Source organism: Terrabacter sp. 05T424 (genome assembly GCF_056396225.1).
Genome location: NZ_JBFTLB010000009.1, coordinates 133,832 through 153,323, shown reverse-complemented (window position 1 = coordinate 153,323; position 19,492 = coordinate 133,832). Strand labels below are relative to the sequence as shown.

At 70.8% G+C, this 19,492-nt stretch carries 18 protein-coding genes and 2 tRNA genes; 16 read left to right on the top strand and 4 right to left on the bottom strand.

Annotation, left to right across the window (positions count from 1 at the left end; translation table 11 throughout):
* Positions 1 to 27: 27 nt before the first annotated feature.
* Both AC1DE0_RS18175 and AC1DE0_RS18170 read right to left on the bottom strand, forming a co-directional pair.
* Positions 28 to 2,433: a phosphoketolase family protein gene (locus tag AC1DE0_RS18175; protein ID WP_478103499.1), complete on the bottom strand. Its 2,406-nt coding sequence runs from the start codon at positions 2,431 to 2,433 to the stop codon at positions 28 to 30.
* 196 nt (positions 2,434 to 2,629) lie between these two features.
* Positions 2,630 to 2,824, bottom strand: a complete 195-nt coding sequence (locus AC1DE0_RS18170; protein WP_386052260.1) for a CsbD family protein — start codon at positions 2,822 to 2,824, stop codon at positions 2,630 to 2,632.
* 138 nt (positions 2,825 to 2,962) lie between these two features.
* On the opposite strand from AC1DE0_RS18170, the gene AC1DE0_RS18165 reads away from it, so the two are divergent.
* The 11 genes from AC1DE0_RS18165 (at position 2,963) to AC1DE0_RS18115 (ending at position 10,145) form a co-directional block, all read left to right on the top strand.
* A complete protein-coding gene (locus tag AC1DE0_RS18165) occupies positions 2,963 to 3,958 on the top strand; it encodes a cation diffusion facilitator family transporter (protein WP_478103551.1) in 996 nt (331 codons plus the stop codon).
* Entirely contained in the window at positions 3,955 to 4,467 is a 513-nt protein-coding gene (locus AC1DE0_RS18160) for a methylated-DNA--[protein]-cysteine S-methyltransferase (RefSeq protein ID WP_478103493.1), read from the top strand. Before AC1DE0_RS18165 ends, AC1DE0_RS18160 begins: the two co-directional genes overlap by 4 nt.
* A gap of 64 nt (positions 4,468 to 4,531) precedes the next feature.
* Positions 4,532 to 5,032: an RNA polymerase sigma factor gene (locus AC1DE0_RS18155; protein ID WP_478103490.1), complete on the top strand. Its 501-nt coding sequence runs from the start codon at positions 4,532 to 4,534 to the stop codon at positions 5,030 to 5,032.
* Entirely contained in the window at positions 5,025 to 5,633 is a 609-nt protein-coding gene (locus AC1DE0_RS18150; RefSeq protein WP_478103486.1) for a methylated-DNA--[protein]-cysteine S-methyltransferase, read from the top strand. Before AC1DE0_RS18155 ends, AC1DE0_RS18150 begins: the two co-directional genes overlap by 8 nt.
* A 32-nt stretch (positions 5,634 to 5,665) precedes the next feature.
* The gene (locus tag AC1DE0_RS18145; RefSeq protein ID WP_478103481.1) at positions 5,666 to 6,229 is read left to right on the top strand and encodes an NUDIX domain-containing protein; all 564 of its coding nucleotides are present in this window, start codon (positions 5,666 to 5,668) and stop codon (positions 6,227 to 6,229) included.
* Positions 6,230 to 6,349: 120 nt separating this feature from the next.
* Positions 6,350 to 6,853 (top strand): SigE family RNA polymerase sigma factor, encoded by a 504-nt coding sequence (locus AC1DE0_RS18140; protein ID WP_478103477.1) that lies wholly within the window; start codon positions 6,350 to 6,352, stop codon positions 6,851 to 6,853.
* The gene (locus AC1DE0_RS18135) at positions 6,850 to 7,728 is read left to right on the top strand and encodes a hypothetical protein (RefSeq protein ID WP_478103473.1); all 879 of its coding nucleotides are present in this window, start codon (positions 6,850 to 6,852) and stop codon (positions 7,726 to 7,728) included. The genes AC1DE0_RS18140 and AC1DE0_RS18135 overlap by 4 nt, the downstream gene beginning before the upstream one ends.
* 48 nt (positions 7,729 to 7,776) lie before the next feature.
* Positions 7,777 to 8,823 carry a PHP domain-containing protein gene (locus AC1DE0_RS18130; protein ID WP_478103469.1) on the top strand — a complete coding sequence of 349 codons (1,047 nt, stop codon included), beginning with the start codon at positions 7,777 to 7,779 and terminating at the stop codon, positions 8,821 to 8,823.
* Between the two features lie 92 nt (positions 8,824 to 8,915).
* Positions 8,916 to 8,988, top strand: a tRNA-Glu gene (locus AC1DE0_RS18125).
* 32 nt (positions 8,989 to 9,020) lie between these two features.
* A tRNA-Asp gene (locus AC1DE0_RS18120) sits at positions 9,021 to 9,094 on the top strand.
* Between the two features lie 94 nt (positions 9,095 to 9,188).
* Entirely contained in the window at positions 9,189 to 10,145 is a 957-nt protein-coding gene (locus AC1DE0_RS18115; protein WP_478103465.1) for a D-2-hydroxyacid dehydrogenase family protein, read from the top strand.
* Positions 10,146 to 10,160: 15 nt separating this feature from the next.
* Here AC1DE0_RS18115 and AC1DE0_RS18110 read toward each other — a convergent pair whose 3' ends face one another.
* A complete protein-coding gene (locus AC1DE0_RS18110) occupies positions 10,161 to 11,351 on the bottom strand; it encodes a PucR family transcriptional regulator (protein WP_478103461.1) in 1,191 nt (396 codons plus the stop codon).
* A 99-nt stretch (positions 11,352 to 11,450) separates the two neighbouring features.
* Between AC1DE0_RS18110 and AC1DE0_RS18105 the strand changes: the two genes are divergently transcribed.
* The 3 genes from AC1DE0_RS18105 to AC1DE0_RS18095 are packed head-to-tail and all read left to right on the top strand — an operon-like array spanning position 11,451 to position 14,490.
* The gene (locus AC1DE0_RS18105) at positions 11,451 to 12,521 is read left to right on the top strand and encodes a ferredoxin reductase (RefSeq protein ID WP_478103456.1); all 1,071 of its coding nucleotides are present in this window, start codon (positions 11,451 to 11,453) and stop codon (positions 12,519 to 12,521) included.
* Positions 12,522 to 12,533: 12 nt separating this feature from the next.
* Complete coding sequence (locus tag AC1DE0_RS18100; RefSeq protein ID WP_478103453.1) at positions 12,534 to 13,799, top strand: fatty acid desaturase family protein; 1,266 nt, start codon at positions 12,534 to 12,536, stop codon at positions 13,797 to 13,799.
* Positions 13,789 to 14,490 carry an HAD family hydrolase gene (locus AC1DE0_RS18095; RefSeq protein WP_478103448.1) on the top strand — a complete coding sequence of 234 codons (702 nt, stop codon included), beginning with the start codon at positions 13,789 to 13,791 and terminating at the stop codon, positions 14,488 to 14,490. The genes AC1DE0_RS18100 and AC1DE0_RS18095 overlap by 11 nt, the downstream gene beginning before the upstream one ends.
* Before the next feature lie 518 nt (positions 14,491 to 15,008).
* Here AC1DE0_RS18095 and AC1DE0_RS18090 read toward each other — a convergent pair.
* Positions 15,009 to 16,445: a GuaB1 family IMP dehydrogenase-related protein gene (locus AC1DE0_RS18090; protein WP_478103443.1), complete on the bottom strand. Its 1,437-nt coding sequence runs from the start codon at positions 16,443 to 16,445 to the stop codon at positions 15,009 to 15,011.
* Between the two features lie 184 nt (positions 16,446 to 16,629).
* Between AC1DE0_RS18090 and AC1DE0_RS18085 the strand changes: the two genes are divergently transcribed.
* Both AC1DE0_RS18085 and AC1DE0_RS18080 read left to right on the top strand, forming a co-directional pair.
* Complete coding sequence (locus AC1DE0_RS18085) at positions 16,630 to 18,780, top strand: MMPL family transporter (RefSeq protein WP_478103439.1); 2,151 nt, start codon at positions 16,630 to 16,632, stop codon at positions 18,778 to 18,780.
* A gap of 125 nt (positions 18,781 to 18,905) precedes the next feature.
* Positions 18,906 to 19,427, top strand: a complete 522-nt coding sequence (locus AC1DE0_RS18080) for a hypothetical protein (protein ID WP_478103434.1) — start codon at positions 18,906 to 18,908, stop codon at positions 19,425 to 19,427.
* The last annotated feature ends 65 nt before the right edge of the window (positions 19,428 to 19,492 follow it).

The window sequence follows — 19,492 nt, the reverse complement described above, 5'->3', positions numbered from 1 at the left end:
GGACGGCATACGTCCGCCGGTGCGCGCTCAGTCCTCGGTGACGGTCGTCATCACCCAGTCGCGCACCTCGGGCATGTCCTCGAGGTGGTCGACGATGTAGGCCGCATGCGCGTCGAGCTGGGACTCGCACCACTGCTTGAGCTCGCTCGACCCTCGCACCTGGCGGCCGGCGTTGTTGATGGCGTCCATGACGAGGTGGTAGCGGTCGACCCCGTTGCGCACCACCATGTCGAACGGCGTCGTCGTCGTGCCCTCCTCGCTGAAACCGCGAACGTGGAAGCGGTCGGCGTCGGGACGGCCGTGCACGAGCTGGTGGATCGCGCCGTGGTAGCCGTGGAACGCGAAGACGACGTCGACGTGGTCGGTGAACAGCTCGCCGAACCGGACGTCGTCCATGCCGTGCGGGTGGCTGCGTGGGCGGGAGAGGCTCATCAGGTCGACGACGTTGACGACGCGAACCCTCAGCTGCGGCAGGCGTTCTCGCAGGATCTGCGCGGCCGCGACGACCTCCATCGTCACGACGTCGCCGGCGCAGGCGAGCACGATGTCGGGGTCGCGGTCGCCGTCGTCGTTGCCCGCCCAGTCCCACACTCCGGCGCCCCGGGCGCAGTGCTCGACCGCCTGGTCGATGGTGAGCCACTGCGGCTGTGGCTGCTTGTCGATGACGATGAGGTTGACGTAGTTCTTCGACCTGAAGCAATGATCTGCCACGGAGAGCAGGCAGTTCGCGTCCGGCGGGAGATAGATGCGTGACACGTCGCCCTTGGCGTTGAGCACGGTCTGGATGAGACCGGGACCCTGGTGGGAGAAGCCGTTGTGGTCGTTGCGCCAGGCCGTCGAGGTCAGCAGGATGTTGAGGCTGGGCACCTTCGCCCGCCAGTCGAGCCGGTTGGCCTCCTGGAGCCACTTGCAGTGTTGCACCGTCATCGAGGCGCTCACCATCGCGAACGCCTCGTACGTCGCGAAGAGCCCGTGCCGGCCGGTCAGGTTGTAGCCCTCGAGCCAGCCGTGGCAGTTGTGCTCGGACAGCACCTCCATGACCCGGCCCTCGTGCGAGAGCTTGACGTCGTCGTCGGTGACGCGTTCGGCAGTCATGCGCTCGGAGACGTCGAAGACCGCGCCGACCCGGTTGCTGTTCGTCTCGTCTGGACTGAAGAGGCGGAAGGTCGTCGGGTTGCGCACGTACAGCTCGCGCATGAGCTCGCCGACGGCCCGCGTCGACTCCTCGCGCACCGTCGCCGGCGCCGGCACGTCGCGCGCGAAGTCGCGGAAGTCAGGCAGGTCGAGGTCCTTCGTCAGCACCCCGCCGTTCGCGTGAGGTGATGCGCTCATGCGCAGGTCACCCTCTGGGTTCGCCTGCAGCACAACGTCGTTCGGGGCACCCGATTCGTCGAAGAGCTCCTCGGGCTTGTAGGACCGCATCCACGACTCGAGCTGGGCCAGGTGCTCCGGGTTGTCCTTGACGCCCGACAGGGGCACCTGGTGCGAACGCCAGGTGCCGGTCACCTTGACGCCGTCGACCTCGGCCGGGCCCGTCCACCCCTTCGGGGTGCGCAGGACGATGAGCGGCCACCGCGGTCGCTGCGCCATCACCCACCCGTCGGCCCTCGCCCCGGCCTGGATGTCCGCGATCCGGCCGTATGCCGTCGCCAGCGTCTCCGCGAAGCGCTCGTGCATGCCGGGCAGGTCGTCACCCTCGACCTCGAACACCTCGTAGCCATGGCCCTCGAGGAGGCTGCGCACCTCGGCCGGGTCCTTGCGTCCGAGCACGGTGGGCCCGGCGATCTTGGCGCCGTTGAGGTGCAGCACCGGGAGCACGGCTCCGTCACGGCGGGGGTTGAGGAACGAGATGCCCTTCCACGAGCCCTCGAGCGGGCCCGTCTCGGCCTCGCCGTCGCCGACGACGGCGAGCGCGAGCAGGTCGGGGTTGTCCATGACGGCACCGAACGCGTGCATGAGGACGTAGCCCAGCTCGCCGCCCTCGTGGATCGAGCCGGGAGTGGTCACCGAGACGTGGCTCGGGATGCCTCCGGGCGCGGAGAACTGGCGGAACAGGCGCCCCACCCCGGCCGCGTCGCACGTCACCTTCGGGTAGGTCTCGGAGTAGGTGCCCTCGAGGTAGCCGGCCGCGACGAGCGCCGGACCGCCGTGGCCGGGGCCGGTGAGGTAGATCGTCTGCTGCCCGGTGTGCCGGATGACCCGCGACATGTGCGTGTAGACGAAAGACAGGCCGGGGCTCGTGCCCCAGTGGCCGAGCAGCCGAGGCTTGATGTGCTCGGGTTTCAGGGGCTCGCGCAGCAGGGCGTTGTCCTGCAGGTAGATCTGGCCGATCGTCAGGTAGTTGTTGGCCCGCCACCAGGCGTCCATGGACGCGATCTCGTCGGCGGTGGGAGCAGGGACGGTCGTGTGGCTCTTCTGGCTCGTCTGGGTCACGGGTGGCGCCTCTCGGAGGGAGCGGAACGTTCGTCCCGTCGAGCCTCACGGAACCGACGCCACGCTGGCAAGGGGACGAACGTCCCCTACCCAGCACGGCGGCATACGCCCCCGGAAGAGGCAGGAACCCGCCGACGTCCGACGGGACGGCAGTGGGCCGGTCCCCGTCGGGACCGGCCCACCCCACTCCGGAAGATCAGCGGTCGAAGGCGTCCTTGACGTCCTCGCCCGCGTCCTTGAGCTGCTCGCCCCGCTGCTTGAGGTCCGCCGAGGCCTGGTCACGCTCGCCCTCGGCCTCGAGTCGCTCGTTGTCGGTGACCTTTCCGGCGGCTTCCTTGGCCTTGCCCTTGAGGTCTTCGCCCATGTTCCTGGCCTTGTCCTCGGTTCCCATGTCGGGCTCCTTTCGCCAACGATCGGATACCTGTGCCCCTACCCGGTCCGGCGGCATCGTCACCAGCCGTCCACGAACGGGTCCGCGCCGGTCGCCGTCGGTGCGCTTTGCGACACTGGAGTCGTGTCGACTTCCCCCATGCCCGTGACCGAGGGCGGCAACCGCATGCAGCAGACGCGCGACCTGAGCCGCTTCGCCTACCTCTCGATCGCGGCCGCGGTCGTGACGATCACCCTGAAGTTCGTCGCCTGGCGCATCACGGGCTCTGTGGGCCTTCTCTCCGACGCCGCCGAGTCGGTGGTCAACCTCGTCGCGGCGGTCGCGGTCCTCATCGCACTCAAGGTCGCCGCCATGCCGGCGGACAAGAACCACCACTTCGGCCACACCAAGGCCGAGTACTTCTCGGCGGCCGTCGAGGGGATGATGATCTTCGTCGCCGCCGTGGTCATCGTCGTCACCGCCGTCGAGCGCTTCATGAGGCCACAGCCCATCGAGAACATCGGCCTGGGCCTTGCCATCTCGGTGGTCGCGTCGCTGGTCAACGGCGGTGTGGCGGTGGTCCTGCTGCGTGCCGGGCGGCAGCACCGCTCCCTCACGCTCACGGCCGACGGCAAGCACCTCATGACCGACGTCTGGACGTCGGCGGGCGTCGTCGTGGGCGTTCTCGTCGTCGCCCTCACCGGCATCGAGCGCCTCGACCCCGTCGTCGCCTTCCTCGTCGGCCTCAACATCATCTGGACCGGGTGGAAGCTCATCCGCGAATCCACCGAGGGCCTGATGGACATCGCGATGCCGAAGGAGGACAACGCGGCCATCGCCGAGATCCTCGCGCGCTTCGTCACCCGCGAGGTGCACTTCCACGGCCTGCGCACCCGGCTCTCCGGCCACCACAGGTTCGCCGAGGTGCACGTGCTCGTGCCGGGGGCCTGGACCGTCCAGCGGGGCCACGACCTCATGGAGGAGGTCGAGGACGCCGTGCACCGCGAGTTCGGCGAGGTCGCCCTGACCTGCCACCTCGAGCCCTCCGAGGACCCCCGTGCCTACGGCGACTACGCCGCCGAGTTCCCCGTGCCGACGCACGCCGACATCCTGGCGGCGCACGGCGGGCCCGAGAAGGGCGACGACGACGCATGAGCCGCGCGCACGTCGTGCTGCCCTCGCCGATCGGTGACCTCACCGTCGTCGCCGAGGACGGGGCGATCACGCACGTGCTCATGGATGCCGCCAAGTACCGCCCCGACGACCCCGAGGTGTTCGGCGAGCCCGGCGACGTCAGCGACGCCCCGTTCGCCCAGGCGTCGGTGCAGCTGGCCGCCTACTTCACCGGCGCCCTGACCGACTTCGAGCTGCCATTGGCACCCCGCGGTGACGACTTCCACCAGAGGGTCTGGGCGCTGCTGCGCGAGATCCCCTACGGCGAGACCCGCAGCTACGGCGACCTCGCCCGGGCGCTCGGCGACCGCAACCTCGCGCAGGCCGTGGGCACCGCCAACGGGCGCAACCCGATCGCCGTCGTCGTCCCGTGCCACCGCGTCGTCGGGGCCGACGGCTCCCTGGTCGGGTATGCCGGTGGGCTCGACCGCAAGCGCTTCCTCCTCGCGCTCGAGGAGCCTGCTGCCGCCGACGTCGGCCGGCTCTTCTGAGGGCCCGTCGCCCGTCCGCCACACTGGAACCTCACACTTCCGCGGGCCGGAGCGTCTACAGGGTATGAAGCGACCGTTCGAGCAGGCCGTCACCGAGCACGGGGCCGTGGTGCTGCGCGTGTGCCGCGCCGTGCTGGGCCCCGACGAGGCCGACGACGCGTGGTCCGAGACCTTCCTCTCGGCCCTGCGGGCCTGGCCCGACCTGCCCGACGACGCGAACGTCCGGGCGTGGCTCGTCACCGTCGCGCACCGCAAGGCCGTCGACGTCGCCCGTGCGGGCGCACGCCACGCCGTGCCCGTGGCTGCGGTTCCCGATGCCGCCGCCCCACACCGCGACCAGCCCGAGCAGGCCCTGCCCGACGGCGACCTCTGGTCCGCACTGGCCGCCCTCCCCGAGAAACAGCGCCTCTGCGTGGCCTACCACCACGTGGCCGGCCTGCCCCACCCCGAGGTCGCCCGAATCCTCGGCGGCACGCCCGCGGCTGCACGCCGCGCAGCCGCCGACGGCATCGCACGGCTCCGATCCACCTACGCATCCGACGGAAGGGTGACCACCCATGTCTGACCACACGATCCAGCTCCTCACGACCACGACCAGCGGTGACGACAAGCACCTCGCCGCACTTCACGCAGCACTCGTCGAGCGCGCCACGACGGAGTCGGCCGTCGACGCGACCTACCGCGTCGTCGACTCCCCCGTCGGCGCCCTCCTGCTCGCCGCCACCGAGGCCGGGGTCGTCCGGGTGGCCTTCGACGTCGAGGACCACGACCGGGTGCTCGAGTCGCTCGGCACCTCGGTCGGCTCGCGGATCCTGCGCGGCGGCAACCGGCTCGACCCGTTGGCCCGTGAGCTCGACGACTACTTCGCCGGTGGTCGGCGCAGCTTCGACGTGCCGATCGACCTCCGGCTGGCTCGCGGCTTCCGGCTCTCGGTGCTCCACCACCTGCAGGAGATCCCCTACGGCTCCACCGAGAGCTACGGCCAGGTGGCGGTGGCGACCGGCAGCCCCCGCGCTGTCCGCGCCGTCGGGTCGGCGTGCGCCACGAACCCGCTGCCGATCGTCGTGCCCTGTCACCGGGTCGTCCGCTCGGACGGCTCGCTCGGCGGCTACCTCGGCGGCCTCGAGGCCAAGGAGCGCCTCCTCGCCCTCGAGCACGCCGCCTGACACGATCGAGCGGTGGCGACGGACGAGAGAACATGACCTGGCCGGTGCGGGCCTCACGCGTCGTCTACGAGAACCCGTGGATCCGGGTGAGCGAGGACGCCGTGACCCGTCCCGACGGCACGGACGGCATCTACGGCGTCGTCGAGCTGCAGCAGCCCGCTGTCTTCGTCGTCGCCCTCACCGACGCCGACGAGGTCGTCCTCCTCACCGTCGACCGGCACACCGTCGGCAGCTCGGTCGAGGTGCCGGCCGGCGGCACGGACGGCGAGGACCCGCTCGTCGCGGCCCGGCGTGAGCTGGCCGAGGAGACGGGGCTCGCTGCGCGCGAATGGACGCAGGTCGGCGCGATGAACGCGCTCAACGGGGTCTGTCGTGCGCCCGAGGTCGTCTTCCTCGCGACCGGACTCGAGCCGGCCCCTGGCTATCACGGCGACGGCGGTCACAGCGTGCGGGAGCGCGCCGCCGAGGGCATCGGTGGCGTACGCCTGGTGCCCGTCCCCGAGGTCCTCGACCTCGTGCGCGACGGCACGATCACCGACGGGGAGACCATCGCCGCCCTCATGCTGGCGCTCCTCGACCTCGGCCGGGTGTCCTGACCCAGGGCCCGAAACCTCGCATGCAACGGTTCGAGGGGCCGGTGTGTCCAAGGGGGTGTACGAAACCAGTGACGACCTGACGGGCCGACCGGACCGACCGATCCGAACGAGCGGGAGCACATGAGACGGAGGGACGAGGCGGCATTTCGCGCCTTCGTGGAGGAGCGGCAGACGATGCTGCGCCGGCGCGCCTACCTGCTCTGCGGCAACTGGGCCGACGGCGACGAGCTCGTCCAGGAGGCGCTGGCCCGGGTCTACGTCGCGTGGCCCCGCATCACCTCCGGCGCCGAGACCGCCTACACGAGACGCACCATGATGAACCTCTACCTCAACGACCAGCGCAAACGGCGTCGCGAGGTGCTCACCGACGAAGCACCCGAGCCGACCACGACCGACCACGACCGCGAGCTCGCCATGACCCTGACCGACCTGCTGCGCGACCTGCCCGAGAAACAGCGCGCCGTCCTCGTCCTCCGCTTCTGGGAGGACCTCACGGTGCCCCAGATCGCCGAGTGCACCGGCGTCGCCGAGGGCACCATCAAGAGCCAGATCTCGCGCGGGCTCGCCGCCCTGCGCGACCGGCTCGCCGAACCACCACTGACCGGGGCAGGAGCCGTCTCATGAGCGCCACCGACGACGAGTTCGGCCCCGACACCCCGGAGCAGCACTCCGCCCCCGAGGCGGGCGAGCTGCAGCTGCGAAAGGCGCTGTCGATGATGAACGACCTCGAGCCTCCGCGCGACGACCTCTTCGTGCAGCGCGCCGTCATCCGCGGGCGGGCCCGCACGTCCCGGCGCCGCTCCGCGGTGTTCGGCGCCGCGGCCGCGCTCCTCGTCGTCGGCGGGGTCGGCACCGCCTGGGTGGCCGGCCACTCCGCCTCACAGACCACCGCGAGCGCCGGCTCCGCGGCCGAGGCGCCCAAGGCGGTCTCGGGCGCCGACGGCGGCTCCGGCGACAGCCCCCAGTCACTGCGTGGCACCGACAGTGCGGGCGGGTCCGAGGTGGCTCCCGCCCGTGAGGCGTCGACGTGGTTCGGCACCGTCACGAGCCCCCAGACCGCCGCGTTCGAGACCGTGGCCGAGACTCTCGTCACGCGCTGGCCCGACACCTTCTCCGGGGCGTATGCCGCCGATGCCGCTGGGTCGCACATCGTGGTCACCGTGACCCGGCACGATCCCACACTGGAGGCCCTCGTCAAGGGCGCCATGCCCTCAGCGGGCGACGTCGAGTTCGCGGTCGTGAAGCACTCCTACGCCGAGAAGTCCCGCGTGCTGCAGGAGATCGGCAACGAGCGAGAGACCTGGCGCACCAAGGGAGTCCAGATAGTCGGCCTCTCGATGGACGCGCGCACCGACACCGTGACCGTCCTCGCCGACGAGGGCGCCTCGCACGGACTGGTGGCACAGCGCTACGGCGACCTCGTCCGGGTCGTCCCGTCCACGCCGGTCCCGGCCGGCAAGCTGCCCGACGGGTCCACGCTGCCGACGCTGCAGCGCTAGCGGTCCGACCCGCTGCCGGCGTCCCCGCGCCCGGTTAGGCTGCACGCCATGGAGCAGCCGACCCCTCCGCAGGCACCCGTCAGCCCGCTCGACGCCCTGCGGCGCATCTGCTTCCTGCTCGAGCGGGGGCGCGAGAGCAGCTACCGCGTCGATGCGTTCCGCAAGACCATCGAGGCCATCACCCTCATCTCCGACGACGAGCTGCGCGAGCGCGTCGAGGCGGGAACCCTCAAGCAGATCAAGGGAATCGGCGACTCGAGCGCCGCCATCATCGGGCAGGCGGTGCGTGGTGTGCTGCCGGCATACCTCGTCTCGGCCGAGGAGAAGCACGGCGAGCCGCTGACCACCGGCGGGGCCGAGCTGTATGCCGCCCTGCGCGGTGACCTGCACGCCCACTCCAACTGGAGCGACGGCGGCAGCCCGATCGAGGAGATGGTGCTGGCCGCGGTGCAGCTCGGGCAGGAGTGGATGGCCCTGACCGACCACTCCCCACGGCTGACCGTCGCCAACGGCCTGAGCCGCGAGCGGCTGGCCGACCAGCTGAAGCGCGTCGAGGCGATCAACGCGAGCCTCGGCGACGCCTTCACCCTGCTCAAGGGCATCGAGGTCGACATCCACCTCGACGGCACGCTCGACCAGGACGACGACATGCTCGACCAGCTCGACGTCGTCACGGCCTCGATCCACTCCAAGCTGCGCCAGCCGTCGTTCGAGATGACGCCGCGCATGGTCGCCGCCGTGCGCAACCCCCGCACCAACGTCCTCGCCCACTGCACCGGGCAGCTCGTCACCGGCAACCGCGGCAAGCGACCTCCGTCGGCCTTCGACGCCGAGAAGGTCTTCCGGGCCTGCCTCGAGCACGACGTCGCCGTGGAGATCAACTCCCGTCCCGAGCGGTGCGACCCGCCCGACGAGCTCATCGAGCTGGCGCGCGACCTCGGCTGCCTCTTCACCATCGACTCCGACGCCCACGCGCCGGGCCAGCTCGACATGAAGTCGCTCGGTTGCGAGCGCGCCGAGCGCCTCGGCATCCCGGCCGAGCGCATCGTGACCACGTGGCCGGTCGACGACGTTCGCGCGTGGGCGAAGGGCTGATTCACCGGCCTTCCGGCGGGGGCTCCGGGCGGATTTGGCGGGTGCCGGAAACTCCCATATAGTTTCGACGTCCCAACGGATAGGTCGGGCAGGTCCCCATCGTCTAGCGGCCTAGGACTCCGCCCTTTCACGGCGGCAGCACGGGTTCGAATCCCGTTGGGGATACGCAGTAGAGTTCCACCCGCACTACCCAGTAAGGCCCCGTAGCGCAGTTGGTTAGCGCGCCGCCCTGTCACGGCGGAGGTCGCCGGTTCGAGCCCGGTCGGGGTCGCAGCACACGAAGCGCCGCTCTCATCAGAGAGCGGCGCTTCGCGCATTCCGGGCCGACTCCCGACCACCCGACACGTCGCACCTAGGCTGGCCGCGTGCGCATCGCGGTGCTCGACGACTACCAGGGCGTGGCCCTGACCAGCGCGGACTGGTCGCCGGTCATAGACCACCCGACCCACCCGTGCACGGTCGACGTGTTCCGCGACCACGTGAGCGAGGCCGCGGGCCTCGTCTCCCGGCTCGAGCCGTTCGACGCCGTCGTCGTCATGCGCGAGCGGACGCGGCTCCCCCGTGAGGTGCTGACCGCCTTGCCACGGCTCCGCCTCGTCGTCACCACCGGCCGCCGCAACCCGAGCATCGACACGGCGGCCGCCGAGGCCGCCGGCATCACCGTCTGCGGCACGGAGAGCCTCGCCGCCGCACCCGCCGAGCTGACCTGGGCGCTCGTGCTGGGCCTCGCCCGCAACCTCGTCCCCGAGGCGACCGCGATGCGCGACGGTGGCTGGCAGACGACCGTGGGCCGCGACCTGGCCGGTCACACGCTGGGCCTGCTCGGCCTGGGGCGCATCGGGAGCCAGGTGGCCGCCGTCGGGCGCGCCTTCCGCATGGAGGTCGTCGGCTGGAGCCGCAACCTGACCGCCGAGCGCGCGAGCGCGGCGGGAGCACGGGCGGCCGCCCTGGACGAGGTGCTCGCCGTCTCCGACGTCGTCTCGGTGCACCTCCCGCTGGCCGCCGAGACCCGTGGCCTCGTCGCCGACCGCGAGCTGGCCCTGATGCGTCCCGACGCGCTGCTCGTCAACACCTCCCGCGGCCCGATCGTCGACGAAGCCGCGCTTCTCGCCGCTCTCGACCGCGGCCACCTCGGCGGCGTCGGCCTCGACGTCTTCGACGAGKAGCCGCTGCCGACGGCCCATCCGCTCCGAACCGCACCGCGCACCCTCCTCACGCCCCACCTCGGCTACGTCACGGGTGACGTCTACGCGACGTTCTTTGCGGGCGTCGTCGAGGACGTGACGGCATACCTCGATGGGAACCCCATCCGCCTGCTCTGACCTCTGGTCCTGCCGTCAGCGGTGGCCGGCGCGCAGCACGAGCTCGAGCTCGAACCGCACCTCGGGGTCATCGAGCGCATGGCCGAAGAGCTCCTTGAGCTGCGCGACGCGGTAGCCGACGGTCTGCTGGTGCACGAACAGCTCCTCGGCGATGGGGGCGCGCTGTCCCTGGTGCCGCAGCCACGACAGCAGGGTCTCGGTGAGGCGTTCGCGCACCGCCGGCCGCAGCTCGTCGAGCGGAGCGAGGCGGGTGCGGGCGAGGTCGGCCGTCGCGAGGGGCTCGGCCTGAACGACGAGCTCGGCGAGGTGGTCCTCCACCCAGACCGGGGCGGTGTCGCGGTGCGGCTGGTCGGGGCCGGGCGCGACGCCGTGGGCTCCGGCGGCCGTGGCGAGGTGGAGCGACTCGCTCGCCTGCTGCCACGGACGAGCGGGTCCGACGATCGCTCGGCGACCCCGCAGGGCCCGCTCGAGGTCGCGCCGACGTGGCTTGCGGCTGACGAACGGGAAGACGATGACCACGTCGGTGCCACGCTCGGCCGCCAGCCCGTCCGGGCCGAGCGAGGCCCGCAGCCCGTCGACGTGCGGGAAGGGCACGAGCGCCACGACGACGACCTCGGGGAGGGTCCACCCGACGGCCGCCGCGAGACGGGCCACGCCGCCGTCGCTGGAGTCGCCGCGCAGGATCATCTCGAGCAGCTCGCCGCGCAGCCGCAGCTGCTCGCCGGCACGCTCGGACTGCTCCTGCGCGTAGCCCTGCGCGCTCGCGGCCGACAGCTCGTCGATGTAGGCGAAGAGCGACTCGCCGAGGGCGAGCAGCGTCTCGGGCGGCAGCTGCGAGACGTCGATCGTGCGCGAGATCGCGCGGAACGTGACGCGCGCGCCGTAGCGGTAGGCCGCGAGGAGCGACTCGAGGCTGCGGCCCGACCGCACCTCGCCGCGGCCGAGGCTCTCGTAGACCCACTTGCCGTCATCGGAGAGGGCCTGCAGACGGGTGCCGGGCAGGTCGAGGAAGCGGTTCAGCGCCACCGTGACGCCCTGCCGAACGCCCTGGCCGAAGCGGCCCTCCATCGGCATCGCGTACACCGGGACGTCACGGGGTATGCCATCGATGATCGCCTCGACGATGTCCCCGACAACCGGCCGAAGGACCGTGCTCACTTCGGCTGGGAGAAACAACCACGGTGGGTCAGACGTGTTCTGCGCCACTCCAGCCACCTGCCTTTTGTCGCGAGACGACAGTTTCTTCCCGCAAACCCTACGCGCAGCCCCAAGATCCCGACACCCTCGGGAGGGCAGGATTGGTACATGGCCCAGATCAGAGCTCTCCGGCGTATGGCGTCGATCCTGACGACCCCGCTCGCGCCCGAGGACATCATCGGCCTGGTCAACCCGCTCTCGTCCTCGCGGCAGCTGCGCGGAGTCGTCACCAAGGTGACCCGTGAGACCCCCGAGTCGACCACGATCCACTTCCGCCCCGGCCGCGGCTGGAACCCCCACGCCGCCGGCCAGTGGGCCCGCATCGGCGTCGAGATCGACGGGGTGCGCCAGTGGCGCAGCTACTCGCTGTCTGCCGCCGTCGGTCACGACCCGGCCATCACCGTCACCGCGATCGGCTTCGTCTCGACCGCCCTGGCCCGCGACACCCGGGTCGGCGACATCCTCTTCCTCGACACCCCGCAGGGCGACTTCGTGCTCCCCGAGCACCCGCGCCCGCTGCTCATGCTGACCGCGGGCAGCGGCCTCACGCCGGTGATGTCGATGATCCGCACGCTCGTGCCCCGCCGCCCCGACGCCGACGTCGTGCTCGTGCACTCGGCGCGCACGCGCGAGGACGCCCTCTTCCACGACGAGCTGCTCGAGCTCGCCGACCAGTTTCCCGGCCTCACGGTCCGCCACTGGTACACCCGCGAGGGGGGCGGCCGCCGCCTCGACCTCAGCGACGTCACCGACCTCGAGACGCTGTGTCCCGACTGGCGCGAGCGGGCGGCATACGCCTGCGGCCCCGCCGACTTCCTCGACGCGGCCACCGAGCTGTGGCTGCGCGACGGCGACGACGAGACCCACAAGAACCTGACCATCGAGCGATTCGCACCGGTGCTCCTCGAGGGCGCCGGCGGCGAAGGCGGCCTCGTCACGTTCGAGAAGTCCGACAAGGAGCTCGAGGTGGGCGGCGACGTCCCCCTGCTCGAAGCAGGTGAGGAGTGCGGCGTCGTCATGCCCAGCGGCTGCCGCATGGGCATCTGCCGCAGCTGCCTCACGCCGCTCGTTGCCGGCAAGGTGCGCGACCTGCGCACCGGCGAGGTGCACGGCGAAGAGGGCGAGCTCATCCAGACCTGCGTCAACGCGGCCGCCGGACCCGTCCACCTGGACATCTGAGAAGGGAACACCATGACCGCCACCACGAACCGACCGACGACGACGCTCACCAGCGCCGCCTCGGGCACCGCCTCGACCGTCCGGCCCAAGAAGCCGGTCCTCGCAGCGTCCGGCGGGCCCGTCAAGCGCCCGAGCGCAGCGGCGCACCTCTCCGAGGCCGACGTCGAGCGCCTCGGCCAGGAGCTCGACGCCGTGCGCGACCGCATCATCGCCTCGCGCGGCGCCAAGGACGCGGCCTACATCCGCCGTGTCATCCGCATCCAGCGCACCCTCGAGGTCGCCGGCCGCGCAACGCTGCTCCTCTCGAAGAAGAAGTCGGCCTTCGTCGCCGGCACCGCGATGCTCTCGGTCGCGAAGATCCTCGAGAACATGGAGATCGGCCACAACGTCCTCCACGGCCAGTGGGACTGGATGCGCGACCCCGACATCCACTCGACCACGTGGGAGTGGGACTTCGTGACGCCTGCCGCCGCGTGGAAGCACACCCACAACGACCTGCACCACACCTGGACCAACGTCCTGGGCAAGGACAAGGACGTGGGCTACTCCACCCTCCGCATGGCCGATGACCAGCCATGGCGCCCGTTCAACATCCTCAACCCGGCCATCAACGCGGTGCTCGCGCCGTTCTTCGAGTGGGGTATCGCCATCTACGACCTCGAGCTCGAGGCCGTGCAGAACGGCGAGAAGTCGAAGGATGACCTCCAGAAGGACCTCAAGGCCCTGGGCCGCAAGGTGGCCCGCCAGTTCACCAAGGACTACGCCGCGACACCGCTCGCCGCCGTCCCCTTCGGTTCGGGCAAGCAGGCCCTCCTCGGCACCTTCACCGCAAACGCCATCCGCAACGTCTGGGCCCACTCGGTCATCTTCTGCGGCCACTTCCCCGACGGCGTCGACACCTTCAGCGAGGAGGAGATCGAGGGCGAGACCCGCGGCGACTGGTACATCCGCCAGATGCTCGGCTCGGCCAACATCTCCGGGTCGAAGCTCATGCACCTCATGACCGGCAACCTCAGCCACCAGATCGAGCACCACTGCTTCCCCGACCTGCCGAGCAACCGCTACCACGAGGTCGCCGTCGAGGTGCGCGAGATCTGCCAGCGCTACGGCCTGCCCTACACCACTGGCCCGATCCACCGTCAGGTCGGTCAGGCGTGGGCCAAGGTCTTCCGTCTGGCGCTGCCGCCTCGCACGCCTCGCGCGCTGCCCAAGAACGTCGTCAACGCACCGGTGCCGCCGAGCCGGGCGAGTCTCCCCATGGTGGCGCATGTCGGGTGACGCCGCGGCGCTCCCCGTGCCGACGGCCGCGTTCTTCGACCTCGACCGCACGCTGATCCGCGGGTCGGCGAACTACCCGCTCGCCATCGCCGCCTTCCGTGGCGGCCACGTGCCGTGGCGCGACCTCGTCACGGACACCGTCAACGCGGTCTCCTTCCACCGCAAGGGATCCACCGACGCCGGCTCGGAGGCGCTGCGCGAGCGCATCCTCCGGGCCGTCGCCGGCATCCGGCAGTCCGACATCATCCACCTCACCGACGCGATCGTCCCCGGCATCGTGCGCAAGGCGATCCCGGCGTCGATGACGCTGCTGTCCGACGCGAAGGCTCTCGGCCAGGACCGCATCGTCGTGTCGGCCTCACCCATCGAGCTCGTGAGCCGCATCGCCACGGCGCTCGGGCTCGAGGGCGCTGTCGCCACGCGCAGCGAGCTCGACGACGAAGGCCGCTACACCGGCCACCTCACGGGCGAGTTCTGTTACGGCGCAGGCAAGGTCATCGAGATCGAGAAGCTCGCGGCCGAGCGCGGCTACGACCTCTCGCGCTGCACCGCCTACAGCGACTCGATCAGTGACCTGCCGATGATGGAGCGCGTCGGTGAGGCCGTGGCCGTCAACCCCGACCGTGAGCTGCGCGAGCTCGCCCACGAGCGCGGCTGGCGCGTCGTCGAGGTCGGCCGCAAGCGTCACTGACCCACAGAGCCCCTGTCGGGAAGTGAGCACTCGACAAGACGGGAACGACCTACCACCAGGCGGGCGTCGCCATACAGTCGAGTGCGCACTTCCCGACGCCCTGACCCAGTCGAGTGCGCACTTCCCGACGCCCTGACCCAGTCGAGTGCGCACTTCCCGACACGAACCGGCGTCGGAAGTTGGGCACTCGACGCGATGCCCCGGTCGAGTGCTCAGTTCCCGACCAAGCCCTTGCGTCGGGGAACGCGCGATGGTCCGGCACCCGGTGGGGTGATCACCCAACGACCGTCGGACCATCAGCTGGTCGGCTCGCCTGACCGGCCGACGAGCTGCTCGCGGCGCAGGTGGAGCGAGACGAGGGTGTCCTCGACCCTCGTGATGGTTCCGCGGACGTCTCGCAGTGCCTTCTTGATGGTGTCGCGGACGGCGAGGTCGCGTCCACAAGCGTCGGAAACTGAGCACTCGACCGGGCGTTGGAGTCGGCGCCCGACCGTCGAGCACTCAGTTCTCGACGGTCGTCACCAGGAGGTGTGGAGGGGGCGGCCCTCGGCGAAGCCTGCCGTGCTCTGGAGGCCGACGACCGCCCGCTCGTGGAACTCCTCGAGACTGCGCGCCCCGGCATACGTGCAGCTGCTTCGCAGTCCGGCGACGATCTGGTCGATGACGTCCTCGACGGACGGGCGGGCCGGGTCGATGTACATCCGCGCGGTGCTGATGCCCTCCTCGAAGAGGGACTTGCGGGCGCGGTCGTAGTCGGAGTCAGTGGCGGTGCGGTTGCGGACGGCGCGTGAGCTGGCCATGCCGAACGACTCCTTGTACTGCCGGCCGTCGTTGTCGGTGTAGAGGTCACCGGGCGACTCGAGCGTGCCGGCGAACCACGAGCCGATCATCACGTTAGAGGCACCGGCCGCGAGCGCGAGGGCGACGTCACGCGGATGGCGCACTCCACCGTCTGCCCACACGTGCTTGCCGAGATCCCTTGCGGCCGTGGCACATTCGAGCACTGCGGAGAACTGCGGACGACCCACAGCCGTCATCATGCGGGTGGTGCACATGGCACCCGGACCCACACCGACCTTGACGATGTCGGCCCCCGCCTCGATGAGCTCACGGGTGCCGGCAGCCGAAACGACGTTGCCTGCGACGACGGGCACACCGGGGTCGAGCGCCCGGACGGCCCGGAGCGCCTCGATCATCTTGTCCTGGTGGCCGTGCGCCGTGTCGATGACGAGGACGTCCGCGCCGGCAGCGAGCACCTCGGACGCCTTGGCGGCGACGTCGCCGTTGATGCCTACGGCAGCAGCGACCCGGAGGCGCCCCTGCGCGTCGACGGCCGGCTGGTAGAGACCGGCGCGCACCGCCCCGCCTCGGGTGAGGATGCCGACGAGCTCACCGTGCTCGGAGACGACGGGCGCGACCTTGCGGCGGGCCACGGAGAGCCGTTCGAACGCCTCCTGCGGGTCGATGCTGTCGGGCAGCACGACCATGTCCTCGTGCATGACGTCGTGCACCTGCGTGTAGCGGTCGACGCCGGTGAGGTCCTTCTCGGTGACGATGCCGACCGGCTTGGGTCCGTCGACGACGACCGCAGCGCCGTGCGCGCGCTTGCCGATCAGGACGAGCGCCTCACCTGCCGTCATGTGCCGTTCGAGCGTGATCGCGGTGTCGTGCACAAGGTCTCGCTGCTTGACCCAGCCCACGACCTCGCGCACGACGTCGACCGGGATGTCCTGCGGGATGACCGCGATCGCGCCGCGACGGGCCACGGTCTCGGCCATGCGACGCCCGGCGATGGCGGTCATGTTGGCCACGACGAGCGGCACCGTCGTGCCCGACCCGTCGACGGACGACAGTTCGACGTCGAGGCGGCTCGTCACCGACGAGCGGCTCGGCACCATGAAGACGTCGTCGTAGGTGAGGTCGAGCTGGGGCTGGAGGCCGTTGAGGAACTGCACGAGCAACCATGCTAGGCGGCGCGCAACACCGGCGGGCCCTCGGCCGCCTGTCAGGGTCTACCCCGAGTCGCCCCTGAGGCTGACCCCCATTCCGCGCGCAACCGCTGTGCGTGTCCGCAGAACCGTCCTAGCGTGGATGCGGGCCGCTGGCGTGCGACCCCACTGCGGCAGAGGGGCAATCACCATGCAAGAGAACAAAACCGGCGAGATCGGACGCTTCGCCAGGATCCCGTCGACGCGGGTGACGAAGTGGCTCGTGGTCGGCTTCTGGATCCTCGTCCTCGGTCTCATGTTCGGCCCGGCCTCGAAGCTCCCCGACGTCCTCAACAACGAGGCCGCGTCATGGCTGCCGCAGGACGCCCAGTCGACCCAGGTGGTCGCACAGATCGCCGACTTCCAGAGCAAGAACGAGTTCCCCGCGGTCGCCGTCTACGAACGCTCCTCGGGCATCACCCAGGCAGACTTCGCGGCGGTGACCGCGCAGGTGGCGAAGTTCAACGTGATCGACACGGTCCGGCGGGACGCCATCGGCCCGATCCCGTCCGCAGACAAGCAGGCGTTGCAGGTCATCGTGCCCGTCGACGCCGGCGACGCCGGGTGGGACTCCCTCGGCGTCACCGTGACGAAGATGCGTGACGCCGCGAAGGACACCCCGGCCGGCCTCTCGATGCACATCACCGGCCCGGTCGGCTACGCAGCGGACTCGTCGGAGGCCTTCTCCGGCATCGACGGCAAGTTGCTCTACAGCGCAATGGCGGTCGTCATCCTCATCCTGCTCGTCACCTACCGCAGCCCCGTCCTGTGGCTCGTCCCCGTCCTGTCGGCAGGCACGGCCCTCTTCGTCGCCCAGGGCGTCATCTACTTCCTCGCCGACGGCGACACCCTCACGGTCAACGCGCAGAGCTCGGGCATCCTCACGGTCATCGTCTTCGGCGCCGGCACCGACTACGCGTTGCTCCTCGTCGCGCGCTACCGCGAGGAGCTGCGGCGTCACGAGGACCGCCACGAGGCCATGGCCGTCGCGCTCCACCGGGCCGGTCCCGCGATCCTCGCCTCCGGGGCCACCGTCATCGCCGGCATGCTGTGCCTGCTCTTCGCGACGATGAGCTCGACGAAGGGGCTCGGGCCGGTCGCGGCCATCGGCATCGCCGTGGCCCTGCTCGTGATGGTCACCCTGCTGCCGGCCCTGCTCGTCGTGCTCGGCCGCTGGGTCTTCTGGCCGGTGCGTCCCACCTTCGGCTCCGACGACCACACCCGCGACGGTGTCTGGGCCCGCATCGGCGCCCGCATCGCCCGCGCCCCGCGACGCACCTGGGTCGTCACGTCCCTGCTCCTCGCCATCGCCTCGCTCGGCGTCCTTCAGCTGAACGCATCCGGCCTGTCCAACAAGGACTCGTACTACACGGCGCCGCCCTCGGTGATCGGCGAGCAGATCGCAGCGAGGCACTTCCCTGCCGGAGCGGGTTCCCCGGTGCTCGTGCTCGCCGACGAGGCGAAGGCGGGTGCCGTCGAGACCGCAGTCAAGGGCGTCGCGGGTGTCGACACCGTCACTCCGCCGATCGCGAAGAACGGCCGATCGCTGATCCAGGCGACGCTGACCGCTGCGCCCGACTCCGACGCGGCGACGGCCACCCTGGACCGCATCCGGGCCGCGATCGGGGCCGTGCCCGGTGCGAACGCCATCGCTGGCGGCGACACAGCCACCCGGGCCGACACGCTGCGGGCGAGCGCCGACGACAACGTGCGGATCATCCCCGTGATCCTCGGCGTCGTGCTGCTCATCCTCATCCTGCTGCTGCGGGCAGTCACGGCACCACTGGTGCTCATCGGAACGGTCGTGCTGTCGTTCGGGGCCGCAATCGGCTTGTCCGCGTTGGTGTTCCGGCGCATCCTGGGCTTCGCCGGAGCCGACTCGTCGCTGCCGCTCTTCGTCTTCGTCTTCCTCGTCGCACTGGGCATCGACTACAACATCTTCCTGATGACCAGGGTCCACGAGGAGGCGAAGCGGGTCGGGACGAGGCGCGGCGCGCTCATCGGCCTGGCCGCCACCGGAGGCGTCATCACGTCTGCGGGACTCGTGCTCGCAGGCACGTTCGCCGTGCTCGCGACGATGCCGATCGTCGCCTTCGCCGAGATCGGTTTCGCGGTCGCGCTCGGCGTGCTGCTCGACACCTTGGTCGTCCGGTCGGTGCTCGTGACCGCACTCAACCTCGACATCGGCGGCCGCATGTGGTGGCCCAGCAAGCTCGCCCACGACGACCGCGCCCTCAGCGAACGGGCCGGCTCCGCGGAGCGTTCGGCCGAGTCCGAGCCCGAGCTGGCCCGCACCCCCTGACGGCTGGGCAACCCACCGACAGAGGGCGTATGCCGCCGGGCCGAGCCGGGCGGCATACGTCCTCGGCGCTCTGCCGAAGGCGTATACCCGTTGACCTGCCTTCGTAATGGAGTAATTCTGATTACATGATTACGAACGAAGCACAGGAACGAGTGCGCGGCTGGTTCGTCGGCCGCCTGCCCGAGGAGTGGCGCTCGACGCCACCGGAGATCACCGTCGACCGCGAGGAGATCACGGTCGTCCTCACCATCGACGACGTCGACCTGCCCGACGGGTCGAGCGACGCGGAGCGCGGCGAGGCGCGCGCCGGTCGCACCAAGGCCTTCCGCGAGGACACCCGGGGTCGTCGCATCGAGATCGCCCGCGAGGCCGAGCACCGCTTCGAGCGCAAGGTGTCGTGGGCGGTGCGCGTCGGCGACCGCACCGAGCTGTTCACGCATGTCGCCGCGCCCGCGATGACGCGCCTGCGCCAGCCCGAGCGGCTCGTGCTCGACACGCTCGTCGACGCCGGCGTCGCCCGGTCACGCGCCGAGGCCCTGGCCTGGTGCGTCAAGCTCGTCGCCCAGCACGAGAGCGACTGGCTCGGAGAGCTGCGCGAGGCGATGTCGCACGTCGCGGACGTGCGCACGAAGGGCCCCGCCGCGTAGGCGAGACCCTTCGGAGGTTCCTGGTCCGAGGTGGACCGTCGCGCACGAGCGCGACGCTTCACCTC